Source organism: Nocardioides sp. NPDC051685 (assembly GCF_044453405.1).
Lineage (GTDB): Bacteria > Actinomycetota > Actinomycetes > Propionibacteriales > Nocardioidaceae > Nocardioides.
In genome coordinates, this window is the sequence record NZ_JBITCR010000002.1 from 120,237 (window position 1) to 143,300 (window position 23,064).

The 23,064-nt window shown below is 68.1% G+C and carries 25 protein-coding genes; 13 read left to right on the forward strand and 12 right to left on the reverse strand.

Annotated elements, in window-relative coordinates:
* Positions 1-78: 78 nt before the first annotated feature.
* The 4 genes from ACIA03_RS05650 to ACIA03_RS05665 all read right to left on the reverse strand — a co-directional run bounded on the left by ACIA03_RS05650 (position 79) and on the right by ACIA03_RS05665 (position 4,557).
* Complete coding sequence (locus ACIA03_RS05650; RefSeq protein ID WP_008359714.1) at positions 79-465, reverse strand: RNA polymerase-binding protein RbpA; 387 nt, start codon at positions 463-465, stop codon at positions 79-81.
* Positions 466-707: 242 nt separating this feature from the next.
* Positions 708-2,063, reverse strand: coding sequence for an MFS transporter (locus tag ACIA03_RS05655; RefSeq protein ID WP_396980118.1), 1,356 nt, complete (start codon positions 2,061-2,063; stop codon positions 708-710).
* On the reverse strand, positions 2,060-2,893 hold the full coding sequence (locus ACIA03_RS05660) for a glycerophosphodiester phosphodiesterase (protein WP_396980120.1): 834 nt from the start codon (positions 2,891-2,893) through the stop codon (positions 2,060-2,062). The genes ACIA03_RS05655 and ACIA03_RS05660 overlap by 4 nt, the downstream gene beginning before the upstream one ends.
* Before the next feature lie 137 nt (positions 2,894-3,030).
* Entirely contained in the window at positions 3,031-4,557 is a 1,527-nt protein-coding gene (locus ACIA03_RS05665; RefSeq protein ID WP_396980122.1) for a UDP-N-acetylglucosamine 1-carboxyvinyltransferase, read from the reverse strand.
* A gap of 139 nt (positions 4,558-4,696) precedes the next feature.
* Between ACIA03_RS05665 and ACIA03_RS05670 the strand changes: the two genes are divergently transcribed.
* Positions 4,697-5,725: a zinc-dependent alcohol dehydrogenase family protein gene (locus ACIA03_RS05670; protein WP_396980124.1), complete on the forward strand. Its 1,029-nt coding sequence runs from the start codon at positions 4,697-4,699 to the stop codon at positions 5,723-5,725.
* Between the two features lie 57 nt (positions 5,726-5,782).
* Positions 5,783-6,286, forward strand: a complete 504-nt coding sequence (locus ACIA03_RS05675) for a GNAT family N-acetyltransferase (protein ID WP_396980126.1) — start codon at positions 5,783-5,785, stop codon at positions 6,284-6,286.
* On the opposite strand, the gene ACIA03_RS05680 is transcribed toward ACIA03_RS05675, so the two are convergent.
* Both ACIA03_RS05680 and ACIA03_RS05685 read right to left on the reverse strand, forming a co-directional pair.
* Positions 6,283-7,170, reverse strand: coding sequence for a transglycosylase SLT domain-containing protein (locus ACIA03_RS05680; protein WP_396980128.1), 888 nt, complete (start codon positions 7,168-7,170; stop codon positions 6,283-6,285). The two genes, ACIA03_RS05675 and ACIA03_RS05680, sit on opposite strands and share 4 nt — an antisense overlap.
* Before the next feature lie 10 nt (positions 7,171-7,180).
* On the reverse strand, positions 7,181-7,870 hold the full coding sequence (locus ACIA03_RS05685) for an alpha/beta fold hydrolase (RefSeq protein WP_396980130.1): 690 nt from the start codon (positions 7,868-7,870) through the stop codon (positions 7,181-7,183).
* A gap of 710 nt (positions 7,871-8,580) precedes the next feature.
* Here ACIA03_RS05685 and ACIA03_RS05690 point away from each other — a divergent pair.
* The 4 genes from ACIA03_RS05690 to ACIA03_RS05705 all read left to right on the forward strand — a co-directional run bounded on the left by ACIA03_RS05690 (position 8,581) and on the right by ACIA03_RS05705 (position 11,466).
* Positions 8,581-9,603, forward strand: coding sequence for an LLM class flavin-dependent oxidoreductase (locus ACIA03_RS05690; protein ID WP_396980132.1), 1,023 nt, complete (start codon positions 8,581-8,583; stop codon positions 9,601-9,603).
* Between the two features lie 118 nt (positions 9,604-9,721).
* Positions 9,722-10,219, forward strand: a complete 498-nt coding sequence (locus tag ACIA03_RS05695) for a DUF4919 domain-containing protein (protein WP_396980134.1) — start codon at positions 9,722-9,724, stop codon at positions 10,217-10,219.
* 105 nt (positions 10,220-10,324) lie between these two features.
* Complete coding sequence (locus ACIA03_RS05700; protein WP_396980136.1) at positions 10,325-10,627, forward strand: hypothetical protein; 303 nt, start codon at positions 10,325-10,327, stop codon at positions 10,625-10,627.
* Positions 10,628-10,674: 47 nt separating this feature from the next.
* The gene (locus tag ACIA03_RS05705) at positions 10,675-11,466 is read left to right on the forward strand and encodes a class I SAM-dependent methyltransferase (protein ID WP_396980138.1); all 792 of its coding nucleotides are present in this window, start codon (positions 10,675-10,677) and stop codon (positions 11,464-11,466) included.
* A gap of 10 nt (positions 11,467-11,476) precedes the next feature.
* Here ACIA03_RS05705 and ACIA03_RS05710 read toward each other — a convergent pair whose 3' ends face one another.
* From ACIA03_RS05710 to ACIA03_RS05730, 5 genes are all read right to left on the reverse strand, one after another.
* The gene (locus ACIA03_RS05710) at positions 11,477-12,151 is read right to left on the reverse strand and encodes a methionine ABC transporter permease (protein WP_396980140.1); all 675 of its coding nucleotides are present in this window, start codon (positions 12,149-12,151) and stop codon (positions 11,477-11,479) included.
* On the reverse strand, positions 12,151-13,197 hold the full coding sequence (locus tag ACIA03_RS05715; RefSeq protein ID WP_396980142.1) for a methionine ABC transporter ATP-binding protein: 1,047 nt from the start codon (positions 13,195-13,197) through the stop codon (positions 12,151-12,153). Before ACIA03_RS05715 ends, ACIA03_RS05710 begins: the two co-directional genes overlap by 1 nt.
* Positions 13,194-14,132 (reverse strand): MetQ/NlpA family ABC transporter substrate-binding protein, encoded by a 939-nt coding sequence (locus tag ACIA03_RS05720; protein ID WP_396980144.1) that lies wholly within the window; start codon positions 14,130-14,132, stop codon positions 13,194-13,196. Before ACIA03_RS05720 ends, ACIA03_RS05715 begins: the two co-directional genes overlap by 4 nt.
* Positions 14,133-14,280: 148 nt before the next feature.
* Positions 14,281-15,126: an ABC transporter permease gene (locus ACIA03_RS05725; protein WP_396980146.1), complete on the reverse strand. Its 846-nt coding sequence runs from the start codon at positions 15,124-15,126 to the stop codon at positions 14,281-14,283.
* Positions 15,123-16,031 carry an ABC transporter ATP-binding protein gene (locus ACIA03_RS05730; protein WP_396980148.1) on the reverse strand — a complete coding sequence of 303 codons (909 nt, stop codon included), beginning with the start codon at positions 16,029-16,031 and terminating at the stop codon, positions 15,123-15,125. The genes ACIA03_RS05725 and ACIA03_RS05730 overlap by 4 nt, the downstream gene beginning before the upstream one ends.
* Before the next feature lie 132 nt (positions 16,032-16,163).
* Between ACIA03_RS05730 and ACIA03_RS05735 the strand changes: the two genes are divergently transcribed.
* Positions 16,164-17,357 (forward strand): sensor histidine kinase, encoded by a 1,194-nt coding sequence (locus ACIA03_RS05735; protein ID WP_396980150.1) that lies wholly within the window; start codon positions 16,164-16,166, stop codon positions 17,355-17,357.
* Positions 17,354-18,025: a response regulator gene (locus ACIA03_RS05740; RefSeq protein ID WP_396980152.1), complete on the forward strand. Its 672-nt coding sequence runs from the start codon at positions 17,354-17,356 to the stop codon at positions 18,023-18,025. The genes ACIA03_RS05735 and ACIA03_RS05740 overlap by 4 nt, the downstream gene beginning before the upstream one ends.
* On the opposite strand, the gene ACIA03_RS05745 is transcribed toward ACIA03_RS05740, so the two are convergent.
* Complete coding sequence (locus tag ACIA03_RS05745; protein WP_396980154.1) at positions 18,022-18,186, reverse strand: hypothetical protein; 165 nt, start codon at positions 18,184-18,186, stop codon at positions 18,022-18,024. The two genes, ACIA03_RS05740 and ACIA03_RS05745, sit on opposite strands and share 4 nt — an antisense overlap.
* 112 nt (positions 18,187-18,298) lie before the next feature.
* Between ACIA03_RS05745 and ACIA03_RS05750 the strand changes: the two genes are divergently transcribed.
* The 5 genes from ACIA03_RS05750 to ACIA03_RS05770 all read left to right on the forward strand — a co-directional run bounded on the left by ACIA03_RS05750 (position 18,299) and on the right by ACIA03_RS05770 (position 23,058).
* The gene (locus ACIA03_RS05750; RefSeq protein ID WP_396980156.1) at positions 18,299-18,787 is read left to right on the forward strand and encodes a helix-turn-helix transcriptional regulator; all 489 of its coding nucleotides are present in this window, start codon (positions 18,299-18,301) and stop codon (positions 18,785-18,787) included.
* Positions 18,788-18,792: 5 nt separating this feature from the next.
* The gene (locus tag ACIA03_RS05755) at positions 18,793-19,215 is read left to right on the forward strand and encodes a VOC family protein (protein ID WP_396980158.1); all 423 of its coding nucleotides are present in this window, start codon (positions 18,793-18,795) and stop codon (positions 19,213-19,215) included.
* A gap of 49 nt (positions 19,216-19,264) precedes the next feature.
* A complete protein-coding gene (locus ACIA03_RS05760) occupies positions 19,265-21,637 on the forward strand; it encodes an ATP-binding cassette domain-containing protein (RefSeq protein ID WP_396980160.1) in 2,373 nt (790 codons plus the stop codon).
* Positions 21,638-21,682: 45 nt separating this feature from the next.
* On the forward strand, positions 21,683-22,153 hold the full coding sequence (locus ACIA03_RS05765) for a VOC family protein (protein WP_396980162.1): 471 nt from the start codon (positions 21,683-21,685) through the stop codon (positions 22,151-22,153).
* Between the two features lie 62 nt (positions 22,154-22,215).
* On the forward strand, positions 22,216-23,058 hold the full coding sequence (locus tag ACIA03_RS05770) for an alpha/beta fold hydrolase (RefSeq protein WP_396980164.1): 843 nt from the start codon (positions 22,216-22,218) through the stop codon (positions 23,056-23,058).
* Positions 23,059-23,064 lie beyond the last annotated feature (6 nt).

Sequence of the window (23,064 nt, forward strand, 5' to 3'; positions counted from 1 at the left end):
GCCGAGGCGTCACAAATGCGAATCGAGTGGTCACCGAAGTGACCACTCGATTCGCGTACGTGACGTCTCGGCGTGAGATCAGGCGTTGGCCTTCTTCTTGCCCGGTCCCTTGCGGTGCAGGTGAGCCGGGCCGATCTCGCCACCGCGAAGCAGGTCGAGGCGCTCCTTGAGGATGTCCTCGAGCTCCTTCTCCGAGCGCCGCTCCAGGAGCATGTCCCAGTGCGTACGCGCCGGCTTCTCGGCCTTCTCCTCCGGCTTGGCACCGGAGAGGTTGAGAGCCTCCATCCCGCAACGCGGGCACTCCCAGATCGCCGGAACCTCGGCCTCGTCCGACATCGTGATCTCGAAGTCGTGGCCCTGCGGGCAGCGGTAGGCCACCTGCTGACGGCCCGCGAACTCGATGCCGCGTTCGTCCTCAAAACTTTGTCCGCCCAGTCGGGCGCCGCGCAACGTGCGCTCGGCCATGAAGCACCTCCTGAGTCGATCGTCCCCCGTTGGATGAGCTGAAGAGCGAGACGGCCTGCGGACTCATGACGCAGGCCGGTCAGACCTCTTCACACCATCAACGGTACAGAGGAGGTGATGATTCCGTGAATTGTCGAGATAGTCGCCGTGTTGTTCGACACAGAACCCACCTGACCTGCGGATCTCCCTGAGGGAGTCCTGAGTGGTCGATGTCTCGAAACCGCCAGCTGCTGAGCGCGCTCTCAGATCCGTTCGGGCGCGCGGTTGCCCGCCTGCTCGATGCCCTTCGCTGTGTCAACGCGGGCGAGTAGCACACCACCGATGACGAAGAATGCGATCAGCGCAAGAATCGACGGACGGAACGATCCGGTGAACTGGTGGACCAGCCCGAAGACGAGCGTCCCCATCCACGACGTACCCCGGTCCATCGCGTGATACAGGCTGAAGAACTCGGCCTCCTTGCCGGCGGGGATGAGGAGTGAGAAGTATGAGCGTGCCAAGGCTTGGGTGCCGCCGAGAACCAGGCCGATACCAACGCCGACGACAAGCAGCAGTGGCAACTGCTTCTCGGGCAGCAGGAACGCACCGATGACAACCAAGATCCAGGTGCCGAGGCCGGCGAGGATCACGTGCTTCGCGCCGAAGCGCGCCGCAGCCCGGGAGAACACCACGGCCCCACCAACGGCCACGAACTGCACCAAGAGATAGACGAGCAGCATGGTGTCCAGGACAAACCCCAGCTCCTCGGTGCCGTACTGCGCGGCCGAACCGATCACGGTCTGGATGCCGTCGTTGAAGAACAGGTAGGCGATCAGGAACGTCATCGCAACTGGGTATCGGCGAAGTTCCTTGAGGGTGATCCACAATTGACCGAACGAGCGCCCGAGCAAGCCGCCCTGAACGTCCTCGACGTCGCGCGGTTCACGATTCCTGATCCGTCGCCACGGGATGATGATGAAGACCGCCCACCACACGGCCGCCGAGAGCAGGTTCAGGCGTACGGCCATGCCGGTATCGATGCCGATCGAGCCACCGAACTTCATCAGTAGGAAGTTGAGTGCAAGCAGGATGGCCCCACCGGCGTAGCCGTAGGCCCAGCCGATCGACGATGTCCGATCTCGTTCGTTCTCGGTCGAGATCAGCGGAAGAATCGAGTCACTGACAACGACCGAGCAACCAGCGCACAAGTTCGCGATGATGAACATGACCGAACCGAACAACCAGTTGTCGCCGGTCATGAAGAACAACAGGCCTGCGGCGAGTGCACCTGCCCAGGCGAACGCCGCCATCAGGTCCTTCTTGCGCGCCGTACGGTCGGCGATCGCGCCGATCAGGGGATAGGTCAGTGCTGAGAGAATCGTCGAGAAGGTGATGACGTACGACGGGAGCGAGCCTGGGTCGATCGGCAGCCCAAGCAAATAGATTCGGTTTCGATCGTCTGCCGCCTGCTTCGCGATCTCGATCAGGTAGGGCGCGAAGAGAACCCCGGCAACTGTCGTCTGGAAGGCCGACACAGCCCAGTCGACGAAGAACCAGCCCTTCTGCTCCCGCGCCCGCTCGACGGGCCTGAAGTCGCCGATCCCGGCTGATGCGGTCACTTCTCGGACTCCTCGTTGTTCGCTTCGGTGGGCTCAGCCCGAGATGGCTGAGCCTCCCACAGACCGCGCTCCTCCAGGAACGCTTTGAGTACGTCGGTGCGGTCCGTCATCAGGCCGTCGACGTCACGCTCGATCAGCCGCTTCATCTCGGCCGGGTCGTCGACGGTCCAGACGTGGACCTCCTTGCCGGCTCGGTGGGCTCGTCGGACGAGGCCACGTGACGCCACCCGGATGGACAGCGGGCCGAGAAGGTGCTGGTGGTGGGGGATCTGGAGGGCGTCGAACTCTCCGCCTGCGAGCCGCCTGGCGATGCCTGAGGTGGGGGACAGCACATAGGCCAGCACCTCCCGAGGGTTCGCCGAGGTCCGCACCCGCCCCTCGGTCAGACGCCGGAACTGCTTGATCCGGCGGCCCGAGAACGAGCCGACGATGACCTTGTCCTCGTGGCGGGTCGCCGCGAGGAGCTCGGCGAGCGCACCCACGGCACCGTCGGACTTGAGGTCGATGTTGAAGGTGACCTCGGGGAACGCCGCGAAGAGCTCCGCCAGGGTCGGCACCCCGTGCTGGCCGCCGATGCGGGCCGCCCGCACCTCGGCGTACGTCATCTCCGCGATCAGCCCGCTGACGTCGGTCACCCGGTCGAGCGCCGCGTCGTGGAAGGCGAGCAGGACCCCGTCCCGGGTGGCGTGCACATCGGTCTCGAGATGCGTGTAGCCGAGCGCCACCGCATGTCGGAACGCCTCCATGGTGTTCTCCATCCCGACCAGGTCGGGATGGAGCGCTCCACCACGGTGCGCATAGGCGCGTACGCGTCGTTGCTGCTCCCTCACGGGGAGCATCTAACCACCCGTGAGGTCTGCTTCACATGAGCCCGGAGACTCATGCCGGCAACTGCGTAGAGAATCGAGAATACGCAGTCGCCGGCATGTTCTGCCCGATGTTCGCTCGCTTGCGCTCGCTCAGAGCCTCAGATGTCGCGGAAGGCAGTGATGTTCGCGCCGAGCTGGTTGAGCCGCTCGGCGAGGTCCTCGTAGCCGCGGGCGATGACGTAGGTCGAGCGGAGCACCGAGGTGCCCTTCGAGGCGAGCATCGCGAGCAGGACGACGACGGCGGGACGCAGCGCCGGCGGGCAGACGATCTCGGTCCCGGAGAAGTGCGTCGGGCCCTCGATCATCACCCGGTGCGGGTCCATCAGCGTGACGTTGCCGCCGAGCTTGTTGAGCTCGGTCAGGTAGATCGCACGGTTCTCGTAGACCCAGTCGTGCAGCAGCGTCTGACCCTGCGCCACCGCGGCGATCGCGGCGAAGAACGGCAGGTTGTCGATGTTGAGGCCGGGGAAGGGGAGCGGGTGGATCTTGTCCAGCGGCGCGTGCAGGACCGAGTGCTTGGTGTTGATGTCGACCAGGCGGGTCTTGCCGTTGAGGGCGAGGTATTCCTCGGTGAGGGTGTAGTTGAAGCCCATCTCCTCGAGCGTCGCCAGCTCGATCTCCATGAACTCGATCGGGACCCGCTTGATGGTGATCTCGGAGTCGGTCACGATCGCGGCGGTCAGCAGCGACATCGCCTCGATCGGGTCCTCGCTCGGCGCGTAGTCGACGTCGACGTCGATGACCTCGCGGCCGGTGACGCGCAGCGTCGTGGTGCCGATGCCCTCGACCTCGACGCCCAGCTTCTGCAGGTAGAAGCAGAGGTCCTGGACCATGTAGTTGGAGGACGCGTTGCGGATCACCGTGGTGCCCGGGTGCAGCGCAGCGGCCATCAGAGCGTTCTCGGTGACGGTGTCGCCACGCTCGGTCAGGACGATCGGGCGGCCCGGCTGGATCTCCCGGTTGACGCTCGCGTGGTAGGCGCCGTCGGTCGCCTTGACCTCGAGGCCGAAGGGGCGCAGGGCCGACATGTGCGGCTCGACGGTCCGGGTGCCGAGGTTGCAGCCGCCGGCGTAGGGCAGCTCGAAGGTGTCCAGGCGGTGCAGCAGCGGACCGAGGAACATGATCACCGAGCGCGTACGGCGCGCGGCGGCCTCGTCCACGGCGTCCAGGCGCAGCTCCTTCGGCGGCACGATCTCGAGGTCGTTGTCGTCGTTGAGCCAGCGGGTCTGCACACCGATCGAGTTGAGCACCTCGATGATGCGGTTCACCTCTTCGATGCGCGCGACCTTGCGCAGCGTCGTACGGCCCCGGTTGAGGAGCGAGCCGACCAGAAGGGCGACCCCGGCGTTCTTCGAGGTCTTGACCGTGATCTCACCCGACAGCGTGGTCGGACCGGTGACGCGCAGGTGCGTCGGCCCCGCCCCGATGTCGACCAGGGAGGAGTCGAGAGCGGCACCGACCCGGGCGATCATCTCCAGGGACAGGTTCTGTTGTCCCTGCTCGATGCGGTTGATCGCACTCTGGCTGGTGTTGAGAAGGTCAGCGAGCTGTGCCTGGGTCAAACCCTTGTGCTTGCGCGCATCGCGAATCAAGTTCCCGATACGACCTTTGTATCCGTCGGTCATGGTGCACCACCGTAACTCATATATGAGATAAGCCTGGATTCCCCGCGAAGTGTCGGCGTTTCGTTTCAGGGCTGTTGCCTGGCTCGTGGAACGGCCACCGTGTGCAACATCTCTTTACGCCGGGTGACAGGATGCCACCATGCGCGCGACGACGATCCATGGTGTGGGCGACATCCGCTCCACCCAGGTACCCGATCCTGCTCTGACACAGCCCACCGACGCCATCGTCAAGGTCGTGGGCTCCTGCATCTGCGGCTCCGATCTGTGGAACTACCGCGGGTCCAACGGCGAGATCGAGGAGCCACGCACCATCGGTCACGAGTGCATCGGCATCATCGAGGAGGTCGGCGCCGACGTACGCGACTTCAAGGCCGGCGACTTCGTCATCGTCCCCTTCGACCACTGCGACAACACCTGCCCGCACTGCCTCGCGGGAGTCCAGTCGGTCTGCGAGAACCTCGGCTTCACGGTCAGCGGACAGAGCGAGTACGCCCTGGTCAACCAGGCCGACGGCTCGCTGGTCAAGCTCGACGAGACGCCCGACGCGGCGATGTACCCCGACCTGCTCGCGCTCACCGACGTGATGGCCACCGGCTGGCACGCCGCGGTGATGTCCGGCCTCGGGTCCGGTGCCAAGGGCGGCACCGCGGTCGTGGTCGGTGACGGCGCGGTCGGCCTGTGCGGCGTGCTGGCTGCTGCCCAGCTCGGCGCCGAACGGGTCGTGGCGATGTCGCGCCACGAGGCCCGCCAGGAGATCGCCAAGAAGTTCGGCGCCACCGACATCATCGCCGCCCGCGGCAAGGAGGGCGAGGCGGCCGTCCGCGAGCTCACCGGCGGCATCGGGGCCGACTACGTCCTGGAGTGCGTCGGCACCGACCAGTCCTTCAAGACCGCCTCCAAGGTCGCCCGCCCGGGCGCGACGGTCGGGTTCGTCGGGGTGCCGCACGACGTCAACCTCCCGGTCAACGCGCTCTTCCGCACCAACGTCGGCCTCAAGGGCGGGATGGCGCCCGTACGCCGCTACCTCCCCGACCTCCTCCGCCTCACCCTGGATGGCACCATCAACCCCGGCCTGGTCTTCGACAAGGCGCTGCCGTTCACCGGGGCCGCCGAGGGATACCGCCTCATGGACGAGCGGCTCGCGACCAAGGTCCAGCTCACCTACTGACCGGTCGTCATCCCGGGCGGGGGATCGGCCGGGCCGTACGTCTGACAGACTCGGTCGATGCCCCGTACCGACACCATGCGCCTGCGCCCGCTGTCACCGGGCGACGAACACGTCTACGCCGACTGGGCACGCGATGAGGAGTTCCGGGTGGCCAACGGCTGGCCGGAGCGCGAACGCGACGGTCACCTCCGCCACTGGCGCCGGCTGATCGAGGCTCCGCCGCCCGAGCTGATCCGGCTCGCGGTGGAGGTCGACGAGGATGTCGTCGGCTACGCCGATCTCCACGGCCTGGCGCCCGACACCCGCGAGCTCGGCATCGCCATCGGCCCGAGCTCGCGATGGGGCCAGGGCCTCGGCCAGCGGGCCATCAAGACCGCGCTCACCTACGGCTTCTCCGTCCTCGACCTGACCCGGATCTGGGCCGAGACGCACGAGACCAACACCCGCGCCCAGAAGCTCTTCGACGCGACGGGTTTCATCGAGACCGGCCGTCACGGCACCGACACCTACCGCGGCGAGGACGTCAGCCTCGTCCAGTACGCCGTCGAGCGCCCCTACTAGTCGGCGATGCGTACGGGCTTCTGGTCCGGGTAGCCCTCGGGGAGCAGCATCGTGCCGTCCCGGTGGCGGTAGAGGACCTGCCAGTGCCAGTACAGGTCGTACGCAGCGGGAGACCGCTTCATCTGCTCGGCATAGGCGCTGACGGCCGCCACGTAGCGGCCGGAATGGTTGTAGGCCCACAGGGCACCGGCCATGTCGCGGGGAGCGCCGTTGGAGGCGAGCATGCGGCCGGCGGCCATGATCGCGTCGCCCGGGTCGTTGATGTCGCCGCCGGCGCCGTACTGCGCGAAGGTCGAGGGCAGGAACTGCATCGGGCCCTGGGCGCCCGCGGTGCTCGTGCCGCGGATGCGCCCCATGCGGGTCTCGACCAGATGGACGGCGGCAAGGTACTGCCACGGCGTCCCGGTCTCCTGTTGTGCCTCGCGATAGAGCGGTCTCAGCTCCTCGGGCGCCGGTGGCGTCAGGATCCTCCACTCCGGCAGCTTCGGCTGAGGGTCGGTCATCGCCAGGAGCTCGCGCGCCGCGGCGATGTCCGCAGCGAGCTGGGCGCGGTCGGCACGGCCGAGCGCGCCCAGCACGTCGTCGGTCTCCGCCTTCGACCCGCGGGCGAGGTGGCGGGCGGTCGTCTGCTCGAACAGCGCGGCCTCCCGTACGTCCTCGGCCCCCGATTCCCCCGAAGCGACCGTCGCCATCGCCCGGGTGAGGCGCTCGGCCAGCGGCACCGAGGCGTCGTCGAGCGTCGGCGTCGTCGGCGTCGTCGGGGGCGGGGCCGACGACGACGCCGACGGGCTGCGGGACGGTTCCGCGGAGGACTCACCGCCACAGCCGGCGACGAGCGCCGACAGGGCCGTGATGGCGGTCAGGGCAGCGAGCCGGGTGCGCACGCACCCGACGCTACCGGACGGCGGCGTCCCCGATGATGGCCGCGAGCTCGGCCGGCTTGCTCAGCTGCGGCCAGTGGCCGGTGGGCAGGTCGACGTAGGTGACGTCCTTGTGCTTGGGGATGGCGGCGACCGACTCGGTGCCGTCGGCGATCCACTCCTTCAGGTTGGCGGCGGTGTATTCGGGGCAGACGAAGACCGCCGGGACCGAGTAACGGCGCTCGTCGCCGAGCTCGAACGGCTCGGAGGTGAGGCTGGCAGGGGAGGGCCGCAGCAGCGCCTCGAAGGCGGCGCGGTCGAGGTCGCGCACGTCGGACTCGTCGAACTCCTCCCAGGGCACCGGCGGCAGGTCGGCGCCGTCGGTGGGGAAGTTCTTGGCCGGGATCATGCCCGGCTCCGCCGGCCAGCCGCCGACGTAGACCACGGTCGCCACCTTGTCGACGCGAGCATCGAGGGCCGCGCCGGCCACCGCGCAGCCCATCGAGTGACCGACGAGGATCACCTGGCCGTCCGACTCGTCGATGGCGGCCACGACAGCGGCGACTTGGTCGGCGACGTGCACGTCGGACCGGTCGGTCTCGGCCGACTCGAGGCCCGGCAGGGTGAGCGGCCGCACGGTGTGGCCGGCGTCGGTCAGATGAGGGACGACGAGGTCCCAGGAGGTTGCGTCCAGCCAGAGGCCGGGTACGAGAACGATGTCCATGACACGATCCTCTGCCCGGTTGCGGACGATCCGCTTCCGCCACCCAGAAATCTTTTCAAACAGAAGAACGGTGACCACCGCAGATGCAGTGATCACCGTTCTCTGGCCGCCCGAGACAGCTGACGCCAGGTGGTTCAGCGAGCGCCGGCGCCCTCCAGTAGCTCCGCAACCTCGTGGGCGCGGCAGTCGCAATCGGCGTCACACGGCAAGAAGCGATGACGTGCGTGGCCGCAGTCGCGGCACGGCATGTCGTGAGAAAGCGTGAAGCTTTGCACCTCAACGGTGTCCCACATTTCTATTCATCCCCCAGAGAATGGTGATCGGTGTTTATCGGTGAAGCTGGCTGATATGTAACACGATAATCCGCGACTTTGGAAGGGCTCGGACAACACGCCGAGACAATGTTTTCCCTGGTCAGTCGACCGATATGCGTATTCGGTCGACCGATAGATAAACTCATAAGGGACTCCTGTTGATGCCGTGTAGACGTCCGCTTTACTGCGTGCACGAGAGCGTTCTCGGCTGTGGATCGATTGAAAGCAGAACGCGGAACGCCGCGCCACCACCGACAAGGTGGTGACGCGGTAGAGGCGGTTCCGGTCTGCAGAACCGCCAGAGGCGAAGGTCCTGGCCGCCCTGGCCGGGATGGCACGGTCGAGCACAGGCGCCGATCGCGGGAATCCTGCAGGGCCGTTGAGAGTTCTACTACCGTGAAGAACATCGGATTCTTGTCGTTCGGTCACTGGACACCGTCGCCCTACTCCCAGACACGGTCGGCACGGGATGCACTGATCCAGGGGATCGAGCTCGCGGTCGCCGCCGAGGAGCTCGGCATCGACGGCGCGTACTTCCGGGTCCATCACTTCGCCCGCCAGTACGCCTCGCCCTTCCCGCTGCTCTCCGCGATCGGCGCCCGCACCTCGACGATCGAGATCGGCACCGGCGTCATCGACATGCGCTACGAGAACCCGCTCTACATGGCCGAGGACTCGGCGGCCGCCGACCTGATCTCCGGCGAGCGTCTGCAGCTCGGGATCAGCCGCGGCTCACCCGAGCAGGTCATCGAGGGCTGGCGCTACTTCGGCTACGACCCCGGCGAGAACGCCACCGAGGCCGACATGGCCCGCGCCCACACCGAGACCTACCTCAAGATCATCGAGGGGGCGAAGTTCGCCGAGCCGAACCCGCGCCCGATGTTCCCGAACCCGCCCGGGAAGCTCCGGGTCGAGCCCTACTCCGAGACCCTGCGCGACCGCATCTGGTGGGGCTCGAGCTCGCTGGCGACCGCACGCTGGGCCGCCGGGCTCGGTATGAACCTGCAGAGCTCGACGCTGAAGAACGACGAGAACGGCAAGCCGTTCCACGTTCAGCAGCGCGAGCAGATCGAGGCCTACCGCGAAGCCTGGAAGGAGGCCGGTCACGAGCGGGAGCCGCGCGTCTCGGTCTCGCGCTCCATCTTCGCCCTCGTCAACGACGAGGACCGGCGCTACTTCGGCCTCGATCGGCAGACGAAGGACCAGATCGGCAACATCGACGACCAGACCCGCGCCATCTTCGGGCGCTCCTACGCCGCCGAGCCCGATGTCCTGATCGAGGAGCTGGCCGGAGACGAGGCGATCCAGGCCGCGGACACGCTGCTGCTCACCGTCCCCAACCAGCTCGGCGTCGACTACAACACGCATGCCCTGGGGAGCATCCTGACCCATGTCGCACCCGGTCTCGGCTGGCGCTAGAAACCTCCGGGTCGCGCAACTTCCGGGTCACAAAAGGGCGCATAATCGTTGTCATCCGCCCCACGTGGCCGCGCCATTGGCTACCGTGCACGGCGACCGTTATTCAAGGGGGACCCTGTTGGCTACGTACGCTGAGCTGCTGGACGGCTACCTTCGCGATCCTGGCCCGGAGTCACTGAGAGCCCTACGCGAGGCGATCCTCGAGGCTCCCAACTTCCGGCCCGATCTCGAGATCACCGAGATGATCGCCCCGATGATGTCGGCCGGCGACTACGCCGGCGCCGTTGCAGCTGTCCACGCCCTGATGCCGGGCGCGATCTTCAGCCCGTCCGCCCACGCCGCGCTCGCCGACGCCCAGCGCGGCCTCGGCAACCCCGAGCAGGCCCAGCGTGAGTCGATCCTGGCCCAGGCCGCTCTCGACAGCATCATCAGCACGGGCGAGGGCACCGAGTCCGAGCCGTGGACGGTGCTGCGCACCAGCGATGCGTACGACGTGGTCCTGGCCTCGGGCAAGACGCCTCGGTCACAGGTCGCGGTCGGCAAGCTCGACCGGATCGTGTGCACCGACTCGACGGTCTGGTTCTTCGACACGAGCAACGACTTCGCCAGGACCTGACCGCGAAGGCGCGCGGAAGACCCGTTCTGATTGTTCACCGGGTTGTTGCCGGTAGGGACGGTGTGCGTCGGGTTCCTGACGGAACCGGCACTCACGCTCGTGAGCATGATGAGTCGCACCTTGCCGATCCTGCTCGCCGGGATGGTCGCCGCCGTCTTCGCCTCAGCAGCGCTCAGCTCGTGGGCGATGGCCGACGTGCCGCGCGATTCCGACCAGGGCCAGGCTGTGTTCGAGCGCCACGAGGTGGCGCCGGAGGACGCGCGGCCCGGTGGCGGTGCAGCGCCGTTCGAGACGGCCGTGGTGATCGGGCTCAACACGCTGCTCCTCGGCGTGCTCCTGGGCGGGATCCTCTGGGGTCGACGGCGGCTCGGCTGCACCGACACCGCACTGCCTCGAATGTCCGTATAGCGAGAATTGCGTCTCATTTCTCGGGATTCCCCGCCTAAGGTCGATCCATGTCGACCTACACCCATGGCCATCACGAGTCGGTGCTGCGCTCGCACAGGTGGCGCACGGCAGAGAACTCCTCGGCCTACCTGCTGCCGCAGCTGAGCCCCGAGCAGCGACTGCTCGACGTGGGTGCCGGGCCGGGGACGATCACGCTCGACCTCGCCGGCAGGGTCGCTCAGGTGACCGCGACCGAGATCGGCGAGACCGAGCTCGAGCTCTCCCGGCGTGCGGCCGAGAACGGGGGAGTCACGAACATCGACTTCCGGGTCGAGGACGTGCACGCGTTGAGCATCGAGGACGCTGCGTACGACGTCGTTCATGCGCATCAGGTGCTGCAGCACGTGGCGGACCCGGTGCAGGCGCTGCGGGAGCTGCGGCGGGTGACGAAGCCCGGGGGCGTCGTGGCCGTGCGTGACAGCGACTACGCGGGCTTCGTCTGGTGGCCGGAGTCGGCCGAGCTGACCGAGTGGCTGCGGCTCTACCAGCTCGCCGCGCGGGCCAACGGCGGTGAGCCCGACGCGGGCCGGCGCCTGGTCTCCTGGGCGCGCGCGGCAGGCTTCGCCGACATCGCGGCCACCTCGAGCACCTGGAGCTTCGCCGACCCCGAGGATCGGGCGTGGTGGGGCGGGATGTGGGCCGACCGGTTCACCGACTCCGCGGTCGCCCGCCAGCTCGTCGACTCCGGAGACGCCACGACCGCCGACCTCGCCCGGGTCGCGGACGGGTGGCGGTCGTGGGCCGAGGCGGAGGACGGTTGGTTCTCCGTCCTCCACGGCGAGATCCTGGCTCGCGCTTGAGGTTCCAGGCTCAGCGATGCATGATCCGCGAGGAGAGCGTGTTGCCGAGCAGCTGGATGACCTGCACCAGCGCGACCAGGATGAGCACACAGACCCAGGTGACGGTCGGGTCGTACTGCCGGTAGCCGAAGGTCTGGGCGAAGCTGCCCAGACCGCCACCGGCGATCAGGCCGGCGACCGCGGACATGTCGACGACCGCGACGAAGGCGAAGGTGTAGCCGAGGATGATCGGCGCCAGCGCCTCGGGGAGTACGACGGTCGCGGCGATCCGGGCACGGCTTGCGCCCATCGCACGGGCCGCCTCGATGACTCCCGGTGGGACGGTCACCAGGTTCTGCTCGATGATCCGGGCGATGCCGAACATCGCGGCGAGGATCAGCGAGAAGATCACCGCCGGCATCCCGATCCCGGTGCCGACGATCAGCCGCGCGGCCGGCTGGACGGCGGCGATGAAGATGATGAACGGGATCGGCCGGAAGAAGTTGACCAGCACGTTGAGGACGACCGAGACGACGGCGTTCTCGTAGAGCCCGCCCTTGCGGGTCAGGTAGAGCCCGAGCGCGAGCAGCAGGCCGAGCGCGCCGCCGATCAGCATGGTCAGCGCCACCATCAGCAGCGTCTCGCCGGTGGCCTGCCAGATGTCGGGCCACAGCTCGCCGAGGCGGGTATCGGTGGGGAGAAGCATCACAGCTCCTTGGCGGGGACGAGGGCGGCCAGCTCGCGTACGGCCTCGTCGACCGAGGCCGCGGGACCGTCGAGGGCGAGCGTCAGGTTGCCGAAGGTGGCTCCCTGGATCTCCTCGATGCCGCCGAAGACGAGCTCGAACGCGATCCCGCGCTCGAGCAGGACCGCGAAGATGTCGGTCTGGCGGGGGCCGCCCTCACGCAGCTCGACCTTCACGAACCGGCCGGCGTGGCGGGACCGAAGGGCGGCCAGCGCGTCGGGGGCAGGCTCGTCGTCGACGACGGTGCCGACGAAGCGCCGCGTCACCGGCTCCCTGGGTGCGGAGAAGACGTCGTAGACGGCTCCGGACTCGACCACGCGACCGTTCTCCATGACCGCGACGTGGTCGGCGAGCTCGCGGACGACCTCCATCTCGTGGGTGATCGCCACGATGGTGGTGCCGAACTCCTCGTTGACCCGCTTCAGCAGCCGCAGCACCTCGTGGGTGGTCTCCGGGTCGAGCGCGCTGGTGGCCTCGTCGGCGAGCAGGAGGGAGGGGTTGGTGGTCAGCGCGCGGGCGATGCCGACGCGCTGCTTCTGCCCGCCCGAGAGGTTGCGAGGGTAGGTGTGGGCCTTGTCGGGGAGGCCGACGAAGTGCAGCAGCTCCGAGATCCGGCGCTGCTGCTCGGCCTTGGCGACACCGGCGATCTGCAGCGGATAGGCGAGGTTGCCCCAGACCGTACGCGACTCGAAGAGGTTGAACTGCTGGAAGATCATCCCGATCCCCAGTCGGATCGGCCGCAGCTGCCGCTCGTGCAGGCCGACCAGCTCGGTGCCGCCGACCTGGATGGAGCCGGAGGTGGCTGGTTCGAGGCCGTTGAGGAGGCGTACGAGGGTGGACTTGCCGGCGCCCGAGTAGCCGACGATCGCCTGGATGTCACCGGCGGCGATGTCCAGGTCGACGTCGTCGACCGCGCGGACCTCGTTGCGACCCCGGGCCGCCGGGTAGGTCTTGGTGACGCCGCGGAGCCGCACCAGCGGCTCCGCGGCAGCGGCGGCGTGCGTCACTGACGCTCCTCAACCTGCTTCTCGGTGTCGTCGAGCGACTTCTGCAGGTCCTCGACCGGGATCTTGACGAGCTCGGCGGTGTTGCCGGAGGTCTCGTAGACCCCCTCCTGCACGTCCTCGTTCGTCTGGAAGATCTTGACGAGCTTCTGGTAGGTCGGGTTGTCCTTGTCCTCGGCGCGTACGGCGAAGATGTTGACGTAGGGCAGCGCCTTCGGGTCGGACGGGTCGTCGGTCGCGAGCGCGTCCTCGAACTTCAGGCCGGCGTCCTCGACGAAGTCGTTGTTGATGATCGCCGCGGCGACGTCGGGGAGCGAGGAAGCGGTGATCGAGGCCTGGACCGCCTTGACCTTCACCTTGGAGGCGGCCGTGTCGACCTCCTTGATGGTGCTGAACGGCGTGCCGCCGTCGGTGAGCTCGATCAGGCCCTTCGACTGGAGGAGGACCAGGCCGCGGGCCTGGTTGGTCTCGTCGTCAGGGACGATCACGGTCTCGCCGGCCTTGATGTCGTCGAGGCTCTCGTACTTGGAGGAGTAGAGACCCAGGGGATAGGTCGCGGTCGAGCCGAGGGCGACGAGGTCGTCGTCGTTCTGGACGTTGTAGTCGGCCAGGAAGATGATGTGCTGGAACTGGTTGAGGTCCAGCTCGCCCTCCGACAGCGCCGGGTTGGGCTGGTTGTAGTCACCGAAGTTCTTGACCTCGAGATCGATGCCCTCCTCGCGAGCGGCGTCCTGGAAGGTCTTCCAGTAGGGGTCGTCGGCACCGACGACGCCGATGGTGACCTTGGTCAGGTCGGTGCCGGAGTCTTCGTCGCGGGTGAGGAAGAAGGCGAGGCCCCCGATCACGATCGCGGCGGCGATGACGATCCCGACGATGAGCGGGAGCTTGGACTTGGGAGCCTCGATGAGCGGGGTGGGCTCGGGCGTGCTGGAGGACACGGGTGGGAACCTCTTCTGAATGTCGAGAATGCTGGACAACGCGGTTGTTGTCCACAAACACAGTAGACTTAACGAAGATCACACCCGCGTACGCGGCCACACCCCGAGATCATGTCAACGACATGCCTCGGGGTGTGTTAGGTGCCGTTCACGCCAGGTCGCGGCGCCTCATCAACACCACAGCGGCAACGCCGGCGACCAGGACGTACGCGGCGACGGTGATCAGCGCCTGCTCGCCGCCGATCGTGGTGACGACACCCGGAGTCCCGGACCGCTCGCCGACTAGCGCGCCGACCAGCGATCCACCGGCGGTGCCCGGGAGCACGTGGGTGAAGGTCTCGACCGCGGAGATCAGCCCGCCGACACCGCGCAGCAGGTTCTCGACGACCAGCGCCCAGACCAGCCCCAGGCCGACCGCGATGGACGGCCCCTTGGCGAGCACGCCGACCAGGAACCCCAGCACCGCCCACATCTCCAGGACCAGGAACCCGGTGCCGTACGCCTCGAGGACCGCCTCCAGCGACGGCATCACGATCTCCTGACCCTCGGTGACGGCGATCAGGGACGAGACGCCGAGGTAGAGCGCGAGTGTCGCGGTGATCATCGCCACGACGATGAGGGTTACCGCGAGCAGCGAGCCGCCGACGGTCGCCAGCCGCGACGGACCCTGGGTGAAGACCGTCTTCCAGGTGCCCCAGCCGAAGCCGTTGCCGGCGGCCAGGGCGCCGATCACCATGGCGAGCGCACCCCCGAACATCGGCAGCCCCTGGACCAGGATGTCCGGCAGGGCCGGCGGGAGCATCTGGGCGAGCAGACCCGCGCGGGTGCCACCGTCGCTGGTGAAGTTCTCCTCGCCCGAGACGTACGCCACGTAGTTGAAGACGTAGCCGAAAGCGAGGGCCAGCGCCATCCACGCGCCCACGACGACCCAGGTCGCCGACCACTTGCGCAGGCGCAGCAGCTCTGCGCTGGTGCTGTTGATCAGTGCATTCATGACACGAGCTCCTTCGTGCTGGTCATCTCGAAGAACACGTCCTCGAGGGACCGCTCCGCGGCGGTGACCTCGTGGACGTCGACCCCGGCTCCGACCAGGTCCTTGACGAGCCGGGGAGCGGCGGTGGCGGGCAGATCGATCTCGAGCGTGCCGTTGCCGAGGCGGCGTACGCCGTCCTCGCCGGCCACCCGCATGACGGCCGCCAGGGCGGCGTCCTCGGGGGTGGCCCGGAGGCGAAGCGTCGCTCCGCCGCGCAGGTCGGCGACGGTGGACTCCCGCAGGAGCTCGCCGTTGTTGATGACGCCGACGCGGTCGCAGATCTCCTGCACCTCGGCCAGGATGTGGCTCGACAGGATCACCGTCTGGCCGGCCTCGGCGAGCGAGACGACCAGGGCGCGCATGTCGGCCATGCCGGCCGGGTCGAGCCCGTTGGTGGGCTCGTCGAGCACGAGCAGGTCGGGGGAGCCGAGCATCGCGGCGGCGACGCCGAGGCGCTGCTTCATGCCGAGCGAGTAGCTCTTGAAGGCGTCCTTCGCGCGGTCGGCGAGGTCGACCAGCTCCAGCACCCGGTCGACCTCGGTGTTGGGCAGGCGACGGTAGCGGGCGAGCGTCCGCAGGTTGTCGCGGCCGCTGAGGTAGGGGTAGAAGCCGGGACCCTCGACCAGGGCCCCGATGCGTGCGGTGACGTCGGGGCGCCCGGCGGGCAGCCCCAGGATGCGCGCCGAACCGGCCGTGGGCCGGATCAGGCCGAGCATCATCCGCAAGGTGGTGGTCTTGCCGGCCCCGTTGGGGCCGAGGAAGCCGTACACCTCGCCGCGCATGACGGTCATGCTGACCCGGTCGACGGCGAGCCTGTCGCCGTACCGCTTGGTCAGCCCGTCGGTCTCAACCACGAGTTCGTTCATGTCTCCTACGCTCTCCCGGGGGACCCCTGGTCGGCGTCGGCGCCGTAGAGGCTCCGGGTTACGCAGATCTGCGTACGTGACCGGCCATGTCTGTCGTACGCCTCGGGCGCCCGCGCGAACTACGGTGTGTCCATGTCCCGGATCCGTCGCCACTGGCTGCCGTGGCTGGTCGTCGTGGTGGTGCTGGTCGGCTCGCTGGGCAGCAACGCCCAGAGCGATCCCCGCGGGCCGGTCCTGGTGGGTGTGCTGCTCGCCCTGGTCGCGGTCCTGCCGGTGGTACTGGCCCAGCCGCGTGGCTGGATGATCGCGACCAGCGGAGCCTGCGCCGGCGGCTACTTCGCCGCGGGATACGCCGCAGGACCGATCTTCATGGCGCTCCCGGTGGTCACCTTCGCGCTGGCGCTGTCGCTGCCCACGCGCCGCTGGGTCGGGTGGGCGGTGGTCGGGGCCGCGTTGGTGGCGGCCGGGATGATCCTGAACCCGGAAGGTGCCCGGTTCGAGGGCGGTCCCGGACGCGGGCCGTGGGCCGACGGCCGTGGCCCCGAGGGTGATCTGTCGCTGTGGCAGGCCTTCGGTCAGGTGGCGCTCATCGCGGCGTGCGGCGCGGTGGCCAGCGCGCTGCGCTCCCGCAACGAGGCCCGCGCCCAGCGCCAGCGCCGCGCGGTCAGCGACGAGCGGGTCCGGATGGCCACCGACCTGCACGACGGCGTTGGCCACGGACTGGCGGTGATCGCGATGCAGGCCGGTGCCGCCCTGCACGTGCTCGATCGCGACCCGGAGGCCGCCCGCCGCAACCTGGAGGCGATCCGGGCCGAGAGCAAGGACTCCCTCGACCTGCTGCGCCGGCAGCTGGCCCGGCTGACCGAGACGGAGGTCGAGGGCGGGTCGGCGCCACGGGCCCCGGAGCATGGGCTCGCGGACATCCCCGCTCTGGTCGAGCGGGTCCGCACCGGTGGGCTCGAGATCTCGCTCCGACTCGATGCGGAGCGGGTTCCCCCGGAGGCGGAGCGGGCTGCGTACGCCGTGGTCCAGGAGGGGCTCACCAACGTGCTGCGGCACGCGGGGGCCACCCATGCCGAGGTCTCGGTGGTCCGCACAGGCGCCGCCTCGGCGGCCGAGATGGTCGTGACGGTGCGCGACGACGGGCGGGGATCGGACATGTCAGGCAAAGAAAGGCGCCCTGGGATGGGAATTGTGGGAATGCGGTCGCGCGTGGAGGCGCTGGGGGGCACCCTAGAGGCGGGGCCGGAGGTACGGGGCTTCCGGCTGCGGGCTTCCATCCCGCTTTCTGGGTCCTCGGCGGGTGGCGCGGAGGGGCTGGCATGAGCAGCACGGATCACACGCTGATCACGGTTGCTCTGGTCGATGACCAGCCCCTCGTTCGCATGGGCCTGGCGACGATGATCGGCGCCGAGCCCGATCTCGAGGTCGTCGGCGAGGCCTCCGACGGCAGCGCGGCGCTGCCGATGCTGCGCCGCACCCACCCCGACGTCGTGCTCTGCGACATCCGGATGCCGGTCCTCGACGGGCTCGGGATGCTGGAGCAGGTGACTCGCGACGCTTCCCTGAAGGACGTACGGGTGGTGATGCTGACGACCTTCGAGCTCGACGAGTACGTCTTCGAGGCGCTGCGCCTGGGTGCGAGCGGGTTCCTGCTCAAGGACGCCGAGCCGGTCGCGTTGCTGGATGCCATCCGGGTCGTGGCCGAGGGTGGCTCGCTGCTCGCGCCGACGGTGACCCGGCGGGTGATCGAGGAGTTCGGCTCCTCACGCCGGGCTGCCAACCCGCATCCGCGTCTTGGTGACCTGACCGAGCGTGAGCGGGAGATGGTCGCCTGGGTGGCCACCGGCCGCTCCAACGCCGAGATCGCCGCCGAGCTCGTGGTCAGTCCCGACACGGTCCGCACCCACGTCTCGCGCGCGATGGTGAAGCTGCATGCCCGTGACCGCGCCCAGCTCGTGGTCTTCGCGATCGAGTCGGGCCTGAAGATCTAGGCTGCGAGCCGGACGCTGCCCGGCATCACCACTGGGGCGCAGGAGCAGGTGTCGCTGCAGGCCAGGTAGGTGTGCACCTCGTGTCCGCAGCGCGGGCACGGCAGGAAGTGCGACATCGGGAAGCTGTGTACGTTCTCGGTGCTCTGAGCTGTGTCCCACATGACTTTCTCCTATCCGCGTTGTGTGCCTTCACCTACTCCACGAGTGTGCGCGTCCGATTTCGACATCTTTACTTCGACACGCGGAAGATTCATCAAATGGGAGGATGACAGGGTGACGACCAAACCCGGTGATGGGCCCGGCGGTGGGCAGGGCCAGGAGCAGCGGTTGCGTGACCTGAAGCTGCTGCGGAAGGTCAAGGACCGCATCGACCGGGAGTACGCACAGCCGCTGGACGTGGAGGCGCTGGCCAGTGGCGTACACATGTCTGCCGGTCACCTGAGCCGGGAGTTCCGCAAGGCCTATGGCGAGCCGCCCTACTCCTACCTGATGACCCGCCGGGTGGAGCGGGCCATGACCCTGCTGCGGCGTGGTGATCTCAGCGTCACCGACATCTGCTTCGCCGTCGGCTTCGGTTCGCTGGGCACGTTCTCCACGCGGTTCAGCGAGCTCGTCGGGATGTCGCCGAGCGTCTACCGCGACAAGGCCACCTCTGGTGGCGGCGGGATCCCGCCGTGCGTCTCCAAACAGGTCACCAGACCGGTCAGGCGGAGTTCGATCAGGAATGGAGAAGCGAAGGTGCCGGACCCCTACATAGGTTGAGGTCCATGGACATCAACATCTGCCACAGCTACCTTCCGCACACCGACCCCGAGGCCTCGCTGAAGTTCTACCGCGACCTGCTGGGATTCGAGGTGCGGAAGGACGTCGGGTACGAGGCGATGCGCTGGCTCACCGTCGGACCGCCCTCCCAGCCCGGTGTGAGCGTCGTGCTCTACCCGCCGCTCGCCGACCCGAACATCAGCGAGGACGAGGGCCGGACCATCCAGGAGATGATGGCCAAGGGCACCTTCGCCAGCCTCATGCTCTCCTCGCCGGACGTCGACGCGGCCTTCGAGAAGATCCAGGCGGGCATCGATGCCGCCGGTGGCGAGATCATGTCGGAGCCGACCGACCAGGACTGGGGCATGCGGGACTGCTCATTCCGCGACCCGGCCGGCAACACGATCCGCCTCCAGCAGGTCAAGTGAGGCACAAATGTGCAGGCCTGGATTCACGCCGCCGACTAGCCTGATCGCCATGACGGACCCGGGCTCGAACGAGCACAGCAGCGAGCACAGCGCAGACACGCACGACCTGATCCGAGTCCAGGGGGCCCGGCAGAACAACCTCAAGGACATCTCGGTCGAGATCCCCAAACGCCGGCTCTCGGTGTTCACCGGCGTGTCGGGATCCGGCAAGTCCTCGCTGGTCTTCGGGACGATCGCGGCCGAGTCGCGGCGGCTGATCGACGAGACCTACTCGACCTTCATCCAGGGGTTCATGCCGAGCCTGCCGCGGCCCGAGGTCGACGCGATGGAGGGGCTGACCACCGCCATCCTGGTCGACCAGGAGCGGCTCGGCGCCAACCCGCGCTCGACGCTGGGCACGGTCACCGACGCCCATGCGATGCTGCGCTCGCTGTTCAGCCGGCTGGGGGATCCGTTCATCGGTGGGCCGACGGCGTTCTCCTTCAACATCCCCACCACCCGGGCGTCGGGCGTGATGACGGGACCGAAGGGGGAGAAGAGGATCGTCAAGGACGCGGTCTACCTCGGCGGCATGTGTGCCGAGTGCGAGGGCCGCGGGACGATCTCCGACCTCGACCTCGCGGTGATCATCGACGAGTCGAAGTCGCTGGTCGACGGGGCGATCCTGGTGCCGGGCTACACCGCCGACGGGTGGATGGTGGCCGCGTTCAAGGTGGTCGTGCCCGCGGACGTACCCATCAAGGACCTCACCGAGGAGCAGCGCCACGACCTGCTCTACGCCGAGCCGCGCAAGATCAAGCTCGAGGGCATCAACGCGACCTATGAGGGCCTGATCCCGAAGATCCGCAAGTCGATGTTCAGCAAGGACGTCGAGGCGCTGCAGCCCCACATCAAGAAGTTCGTGGAGGCGGCGGCCGTCTTCAAGCCGTGCCCGGCCTGTGGCGGGACCCGGCTCAACGAGTCCGCTCTCTCCTCGAAGATCCGCGGCAAGTCGATCGCGGACGTGTGCGCGATGCAGGTCACCGACGCCGCGGATTGGCTGCGGAGCATCGACGACCCGGGCGTGGCGCCGCTGGTCGCCGGGCTGCTGCACCTGTTCGACTCGTTCGTCGAGATCGGTCTGGGCTATCTCTCCCTCGACCGGCCCTCGGGGACCCTGAGCGGCGGTGAGGCGCAGCGTACGAAGATGGTCCGTCACCTCGGCTCCGCGCTGACCGACGTGACCTATGTCTTCGACGAGCCGACCGTCGGGCTGCACCCGCACGACATCCAGCGGATGAACAAGCTGCTCCTCGACCTGCGCGACAAGGGCAACACCGTCCTGGTGGTCGAGCACAAGCCTGAGACGATCGCGATCGCCGACCACGTCGTCGACCTCGGCCCCGGCGCCGGCAGCGACGGCGGCACGATCTGCTTCGAGGGCACCTACGCAGGGCTCGCGGCCGCCGACACGCTCACCGGGCGCCACCTCGGTCACCGCGCGTCGCTGAAGGAGACGGTCCGCACCCCGAAGGGGCAGCTGGAGATCCGCGGGGCGACCTCCCACAACCTGCGCAACGTCGACGTCGATGTGCCGCTCGGTGTGCTGACGGTCGTCACCGGTGTGGCCGGTTCCGGGAAGTCGTCGCTGATCCACGGATCCATCCCGGCGACCGAGGACGTCGAGTTCGTCGACCAGAGCGCGATCAAGGGGTCGCGACGCAGCAACCCGGCGACCTACACCGGTCTCCTCGAGCCGATCCGCAAGGCGTTCGCGAAGGCCAACGGGGTCAAGCCGGCGCTCTTCTCGGCGAACTCCGAGGGTGCCTGCCCGACCTGCAAGGGCAACGGGATGATCTACACCGAGCTCGGGTTCATGGAGACCGTCGCCTCGCCCTGTGAGGACTGCGGCGGCAAGCGGTTCCAGGCGCTGGTGCTCGAATACCGTCTCGGGGGGCTCAACATCGCCGAGGTGCTCGACCTGTCGGTCGCCAAGGCGCACGAGTTCTTCTCCGCGGGCGAGTCGAAGGTGCCCCCGGCCGCCAAGATCCTCGAGCGGATGACCGACGTCGGCCTCGGCTACCTCAAGCTCGGCCAGCCCCTCAACACTCTCTCCGGCGGCGAACGCCAGCGGATCAAGCTGGCCATGCACCTGGGGGAGAAGGGCGGGACGTACGTTCTGGACGAGCCGACCACCGGCCTCCATCTCGCCGACGTCGACAACCTGCTCGCGCTGCTCGACAAGCTGGTCGACGCCGGCAAGTCGGTCATCGTGATCGAGCATCACCAGGCCGTGATGGCGCACGCCGACTGGATCATCGACCTCGGCCCGGGCGCCGGTCACGACGGCGGCCTGGTCGTCTTCGAAGGTACGCCCGCCGAGCTCGTCGCGAAGAGGTCGACGCTCACCGGCGAGCACCTGGCGGCGTACGTGGGCGCATGACGATAGCGGACGCCGACCGTCCTGTTTAGGTGCCATGGTGGGGCCATGGCACCCGCGGCTCGAACCTTCCAGGTCACCTTCGACGCACACGACCCACGCGCGCTCTCCACGTTCTGGCGTGACGTGCTCGGCTACGTACACCCGGGGCCTCCAGGGGTCGCCGTCCCCGAGGGCAGCGACCCACTGGACGCCTGGGACGCCTTCCTCGAGCAGGTCGGAGTGCCGTCCGACCAGCGCAACAACGCCTCCGCGATCGAGGACCCGACCGGTGCCGGCCCGCGCGTCTTCTTCCAGCGCGTTCCGGAGTCGAAGACAGCCAAGAACCGGGTCCACCTCGACGTCCGAGCCGCACCCGGGCTGCAGGGCGAGGAGCGGATGGCCGCGCTGGAGGCGGAGTGCGAGCGCGTCGTCGCCCTCGGAGCAACCCGGGTCCGCCGATTCGATCCAGACCCGCCGATGAGCCTCGGCTTCATCGTGATGCAGGACCCCGAGGGAAACGAGTGGTGCCTGGACTGAATCCCGCTCCAAATTAGCCTCCACAAAATCCCGGGCTTGACAATTGGAATAGTCTGGTTTATGTGGAGTTTCAACACGCCACATTCGACCTGCCGCACGGCACCTTCCACGCGCTACAGGGTGGTGATCCAGAGGGTCGGCCCACCCTGGTCTTGCACGGCTTCCCGGACCATCCGCCGACGGCGACGCCTTTCCTTGTCGAGCTCGGCAGGCGGGGACGTCACGTCGCTGCACCGTGGCTTCGCGGCTATGCGCCATCCCCGACGGCGGGTCCGTTCGACATCGGTTCCCTCACCAGCGACGTGATCGCGCTGATCGACCGCTGGTCTCCCGAGCGGCCCGTGGAGCTGGTTGGCCACGACTGGGGAGCTGTGCTCACCTACTCTGCCTGCGTCACCGCGCCGGAGCGGATAGAGCGCGCGGTCACGCTCGCATTCCCTCATCCGCTCACGTTCCTGGGCCGGCCGCGCCCCGCTCAGCTACGCCTGAGCTGGTACATGGCCTTTTTTCAGCTCCCAGGAAGCGGCTTGGTGGTCAAAGCCCGCGATCTCGCCTTCATCGACCGCCTCTGGCGTCAGTGGTCGCCAGGCCTCACGCTCGATCCAGGTCGCCGGGAGGAGCTACACGTGTGCCTGCGGGAGAGCATGCCCGCGCCCCTCGAGTACTACCGCGGCTTTCTTCGACCCGGCATCATCAGGGCGTCGCGCAGCATGAGTCGGCCGATCACGATGCCCCTGCTGCAACTGCACGGCGCCGACGACCGCTGCATCCTCCCCCCGACGGTCGACGACCGGCATCGGTTCACCGGCCCGCACACACTCGAGGTCGTCCCCGACATCGGTCACTTCCCGCACATCGAGGCCCCCGAAGCGATCGCGGAACGGATCGCAGCGTGGGCCGAATAGCGGGCC

Excerpts from the sequence above, each read along its gene's own strand:
- ACIA03_RS05650 (WP_008359714.1), bottom strand. The coding sequence starts at position 465 with ATGGCCGAGCGCACGTTGCGCGGCGCCCGACTGGGCGGACAAAGTTTT.
- ACIA03_RS05665 (WP_396980122.1), bottom strand. The coding sequence starts at position 4,557 with ATGACCGACGGATACAAAGGTCGTATCGGGAACTTGATTCGCGATGCG.
- ACIA03_RS05670 (WP_396980124.1), top strand. The coding sequence starts at position 4,697 with ATGCGCGCGACGACGATCCATGGTGTGGGCGACATCCGCTCCACCCAG.
- ACIA03_RS05675 (WP_396980126.1), top strand. The coding sequence starts at position 5,783 with ATGCCCCGTACCGACACCATGCGCCTGCGCCCGCTGTCACCGGGCGAC.
- ACIA03_RS05685 (WP_396980130.1), bottom strand. The coding sequence starts at position 7,870 with ATGGACATCGTTCTCGTACCCGGCCTCTGGCTGGACGCAACCTCCTGG.
- ACIA03_RS05700 (WP_396980136.1), top strand. The coding sequence starts at position 10,325 with ATGATGAGTCGCACCTTGCCGATCCTGCTCGCCGGGATGGTCGCCGCC.
- ACIA03_RS05705 (WP_396980138.1), top strand. The coding sequence starts at position 10,675 with ATGTCGACCTACACCCATGGCCATCACGAGTCGGTGCTGCGCTCGCAC.
- ACIA03_RS05710 (WP_396980140.1), bottom strand. The coding sequence starts at position 12,151 with ATGCTTCTCCCCACCGATACCCGCCTCGGCGAGCTGTGGCCCGACATC.
- ACIA03_RS05725 (WP_396980146.1), bottom strand. The coding sequence starts at position 15,126 with ATGAATGCACTGATCAACAGCACCAGCGCAGAGCTGCTGCGCCTGCGC.
- ACIA03_RS05730 (WP_396980148.1), bottom strand. The coding sequence starts at position 16,031 with ATGAACGAACTCGTGGTTGAGACCGACGGGCTGACCAAGCGGTACGGC.
- ACIA03_RS05735 (WP_396980150.1), top strand. The coding sequence starts at position 16,164 with ATGTCCCGGATCCGTCGCCACTGGCTGCCGTGGCTGGTCGTCGTGGTG.
- ACIA03_RS05740 (WP_396980152.1), top strand. The coding sequence starts at position 17,354 with ATGAGCAGCACGGATCACACGCTGATCACGGTTGCTCTGGTCGATGAC.
- ACIA03_RS05745 (WP_396980154.1), bottom strand. The coding sequence starts at position 18,186 with ATGTGGGACACAGCTCAGAGCACCGAGAACGTACACAGCTTCCCGATG.
- ACIA03_RS05755 (WP_396980158.1), top strand. The coding sequence starts at position 18,793 with ATGGACATCAACATCTGCCACAGCTACCTTCCGCACACCGACCCCGAG.
- ACIA03_RS05760 (WP_396980160.1), top strand. The coding sequence starts at position 19,265 with ATGACGGACCCGGGCTCGAACGAGCACAGCAGCGAGCACAGCGCAGAC.
- ACIA03_RS05765 (WP_396980162.1), top strand. The coding sequence starts at position 21,683 with ATGGCACCCGCGGCTCGAACCTTCCAGGTCACCTTCGACGCACACGAC.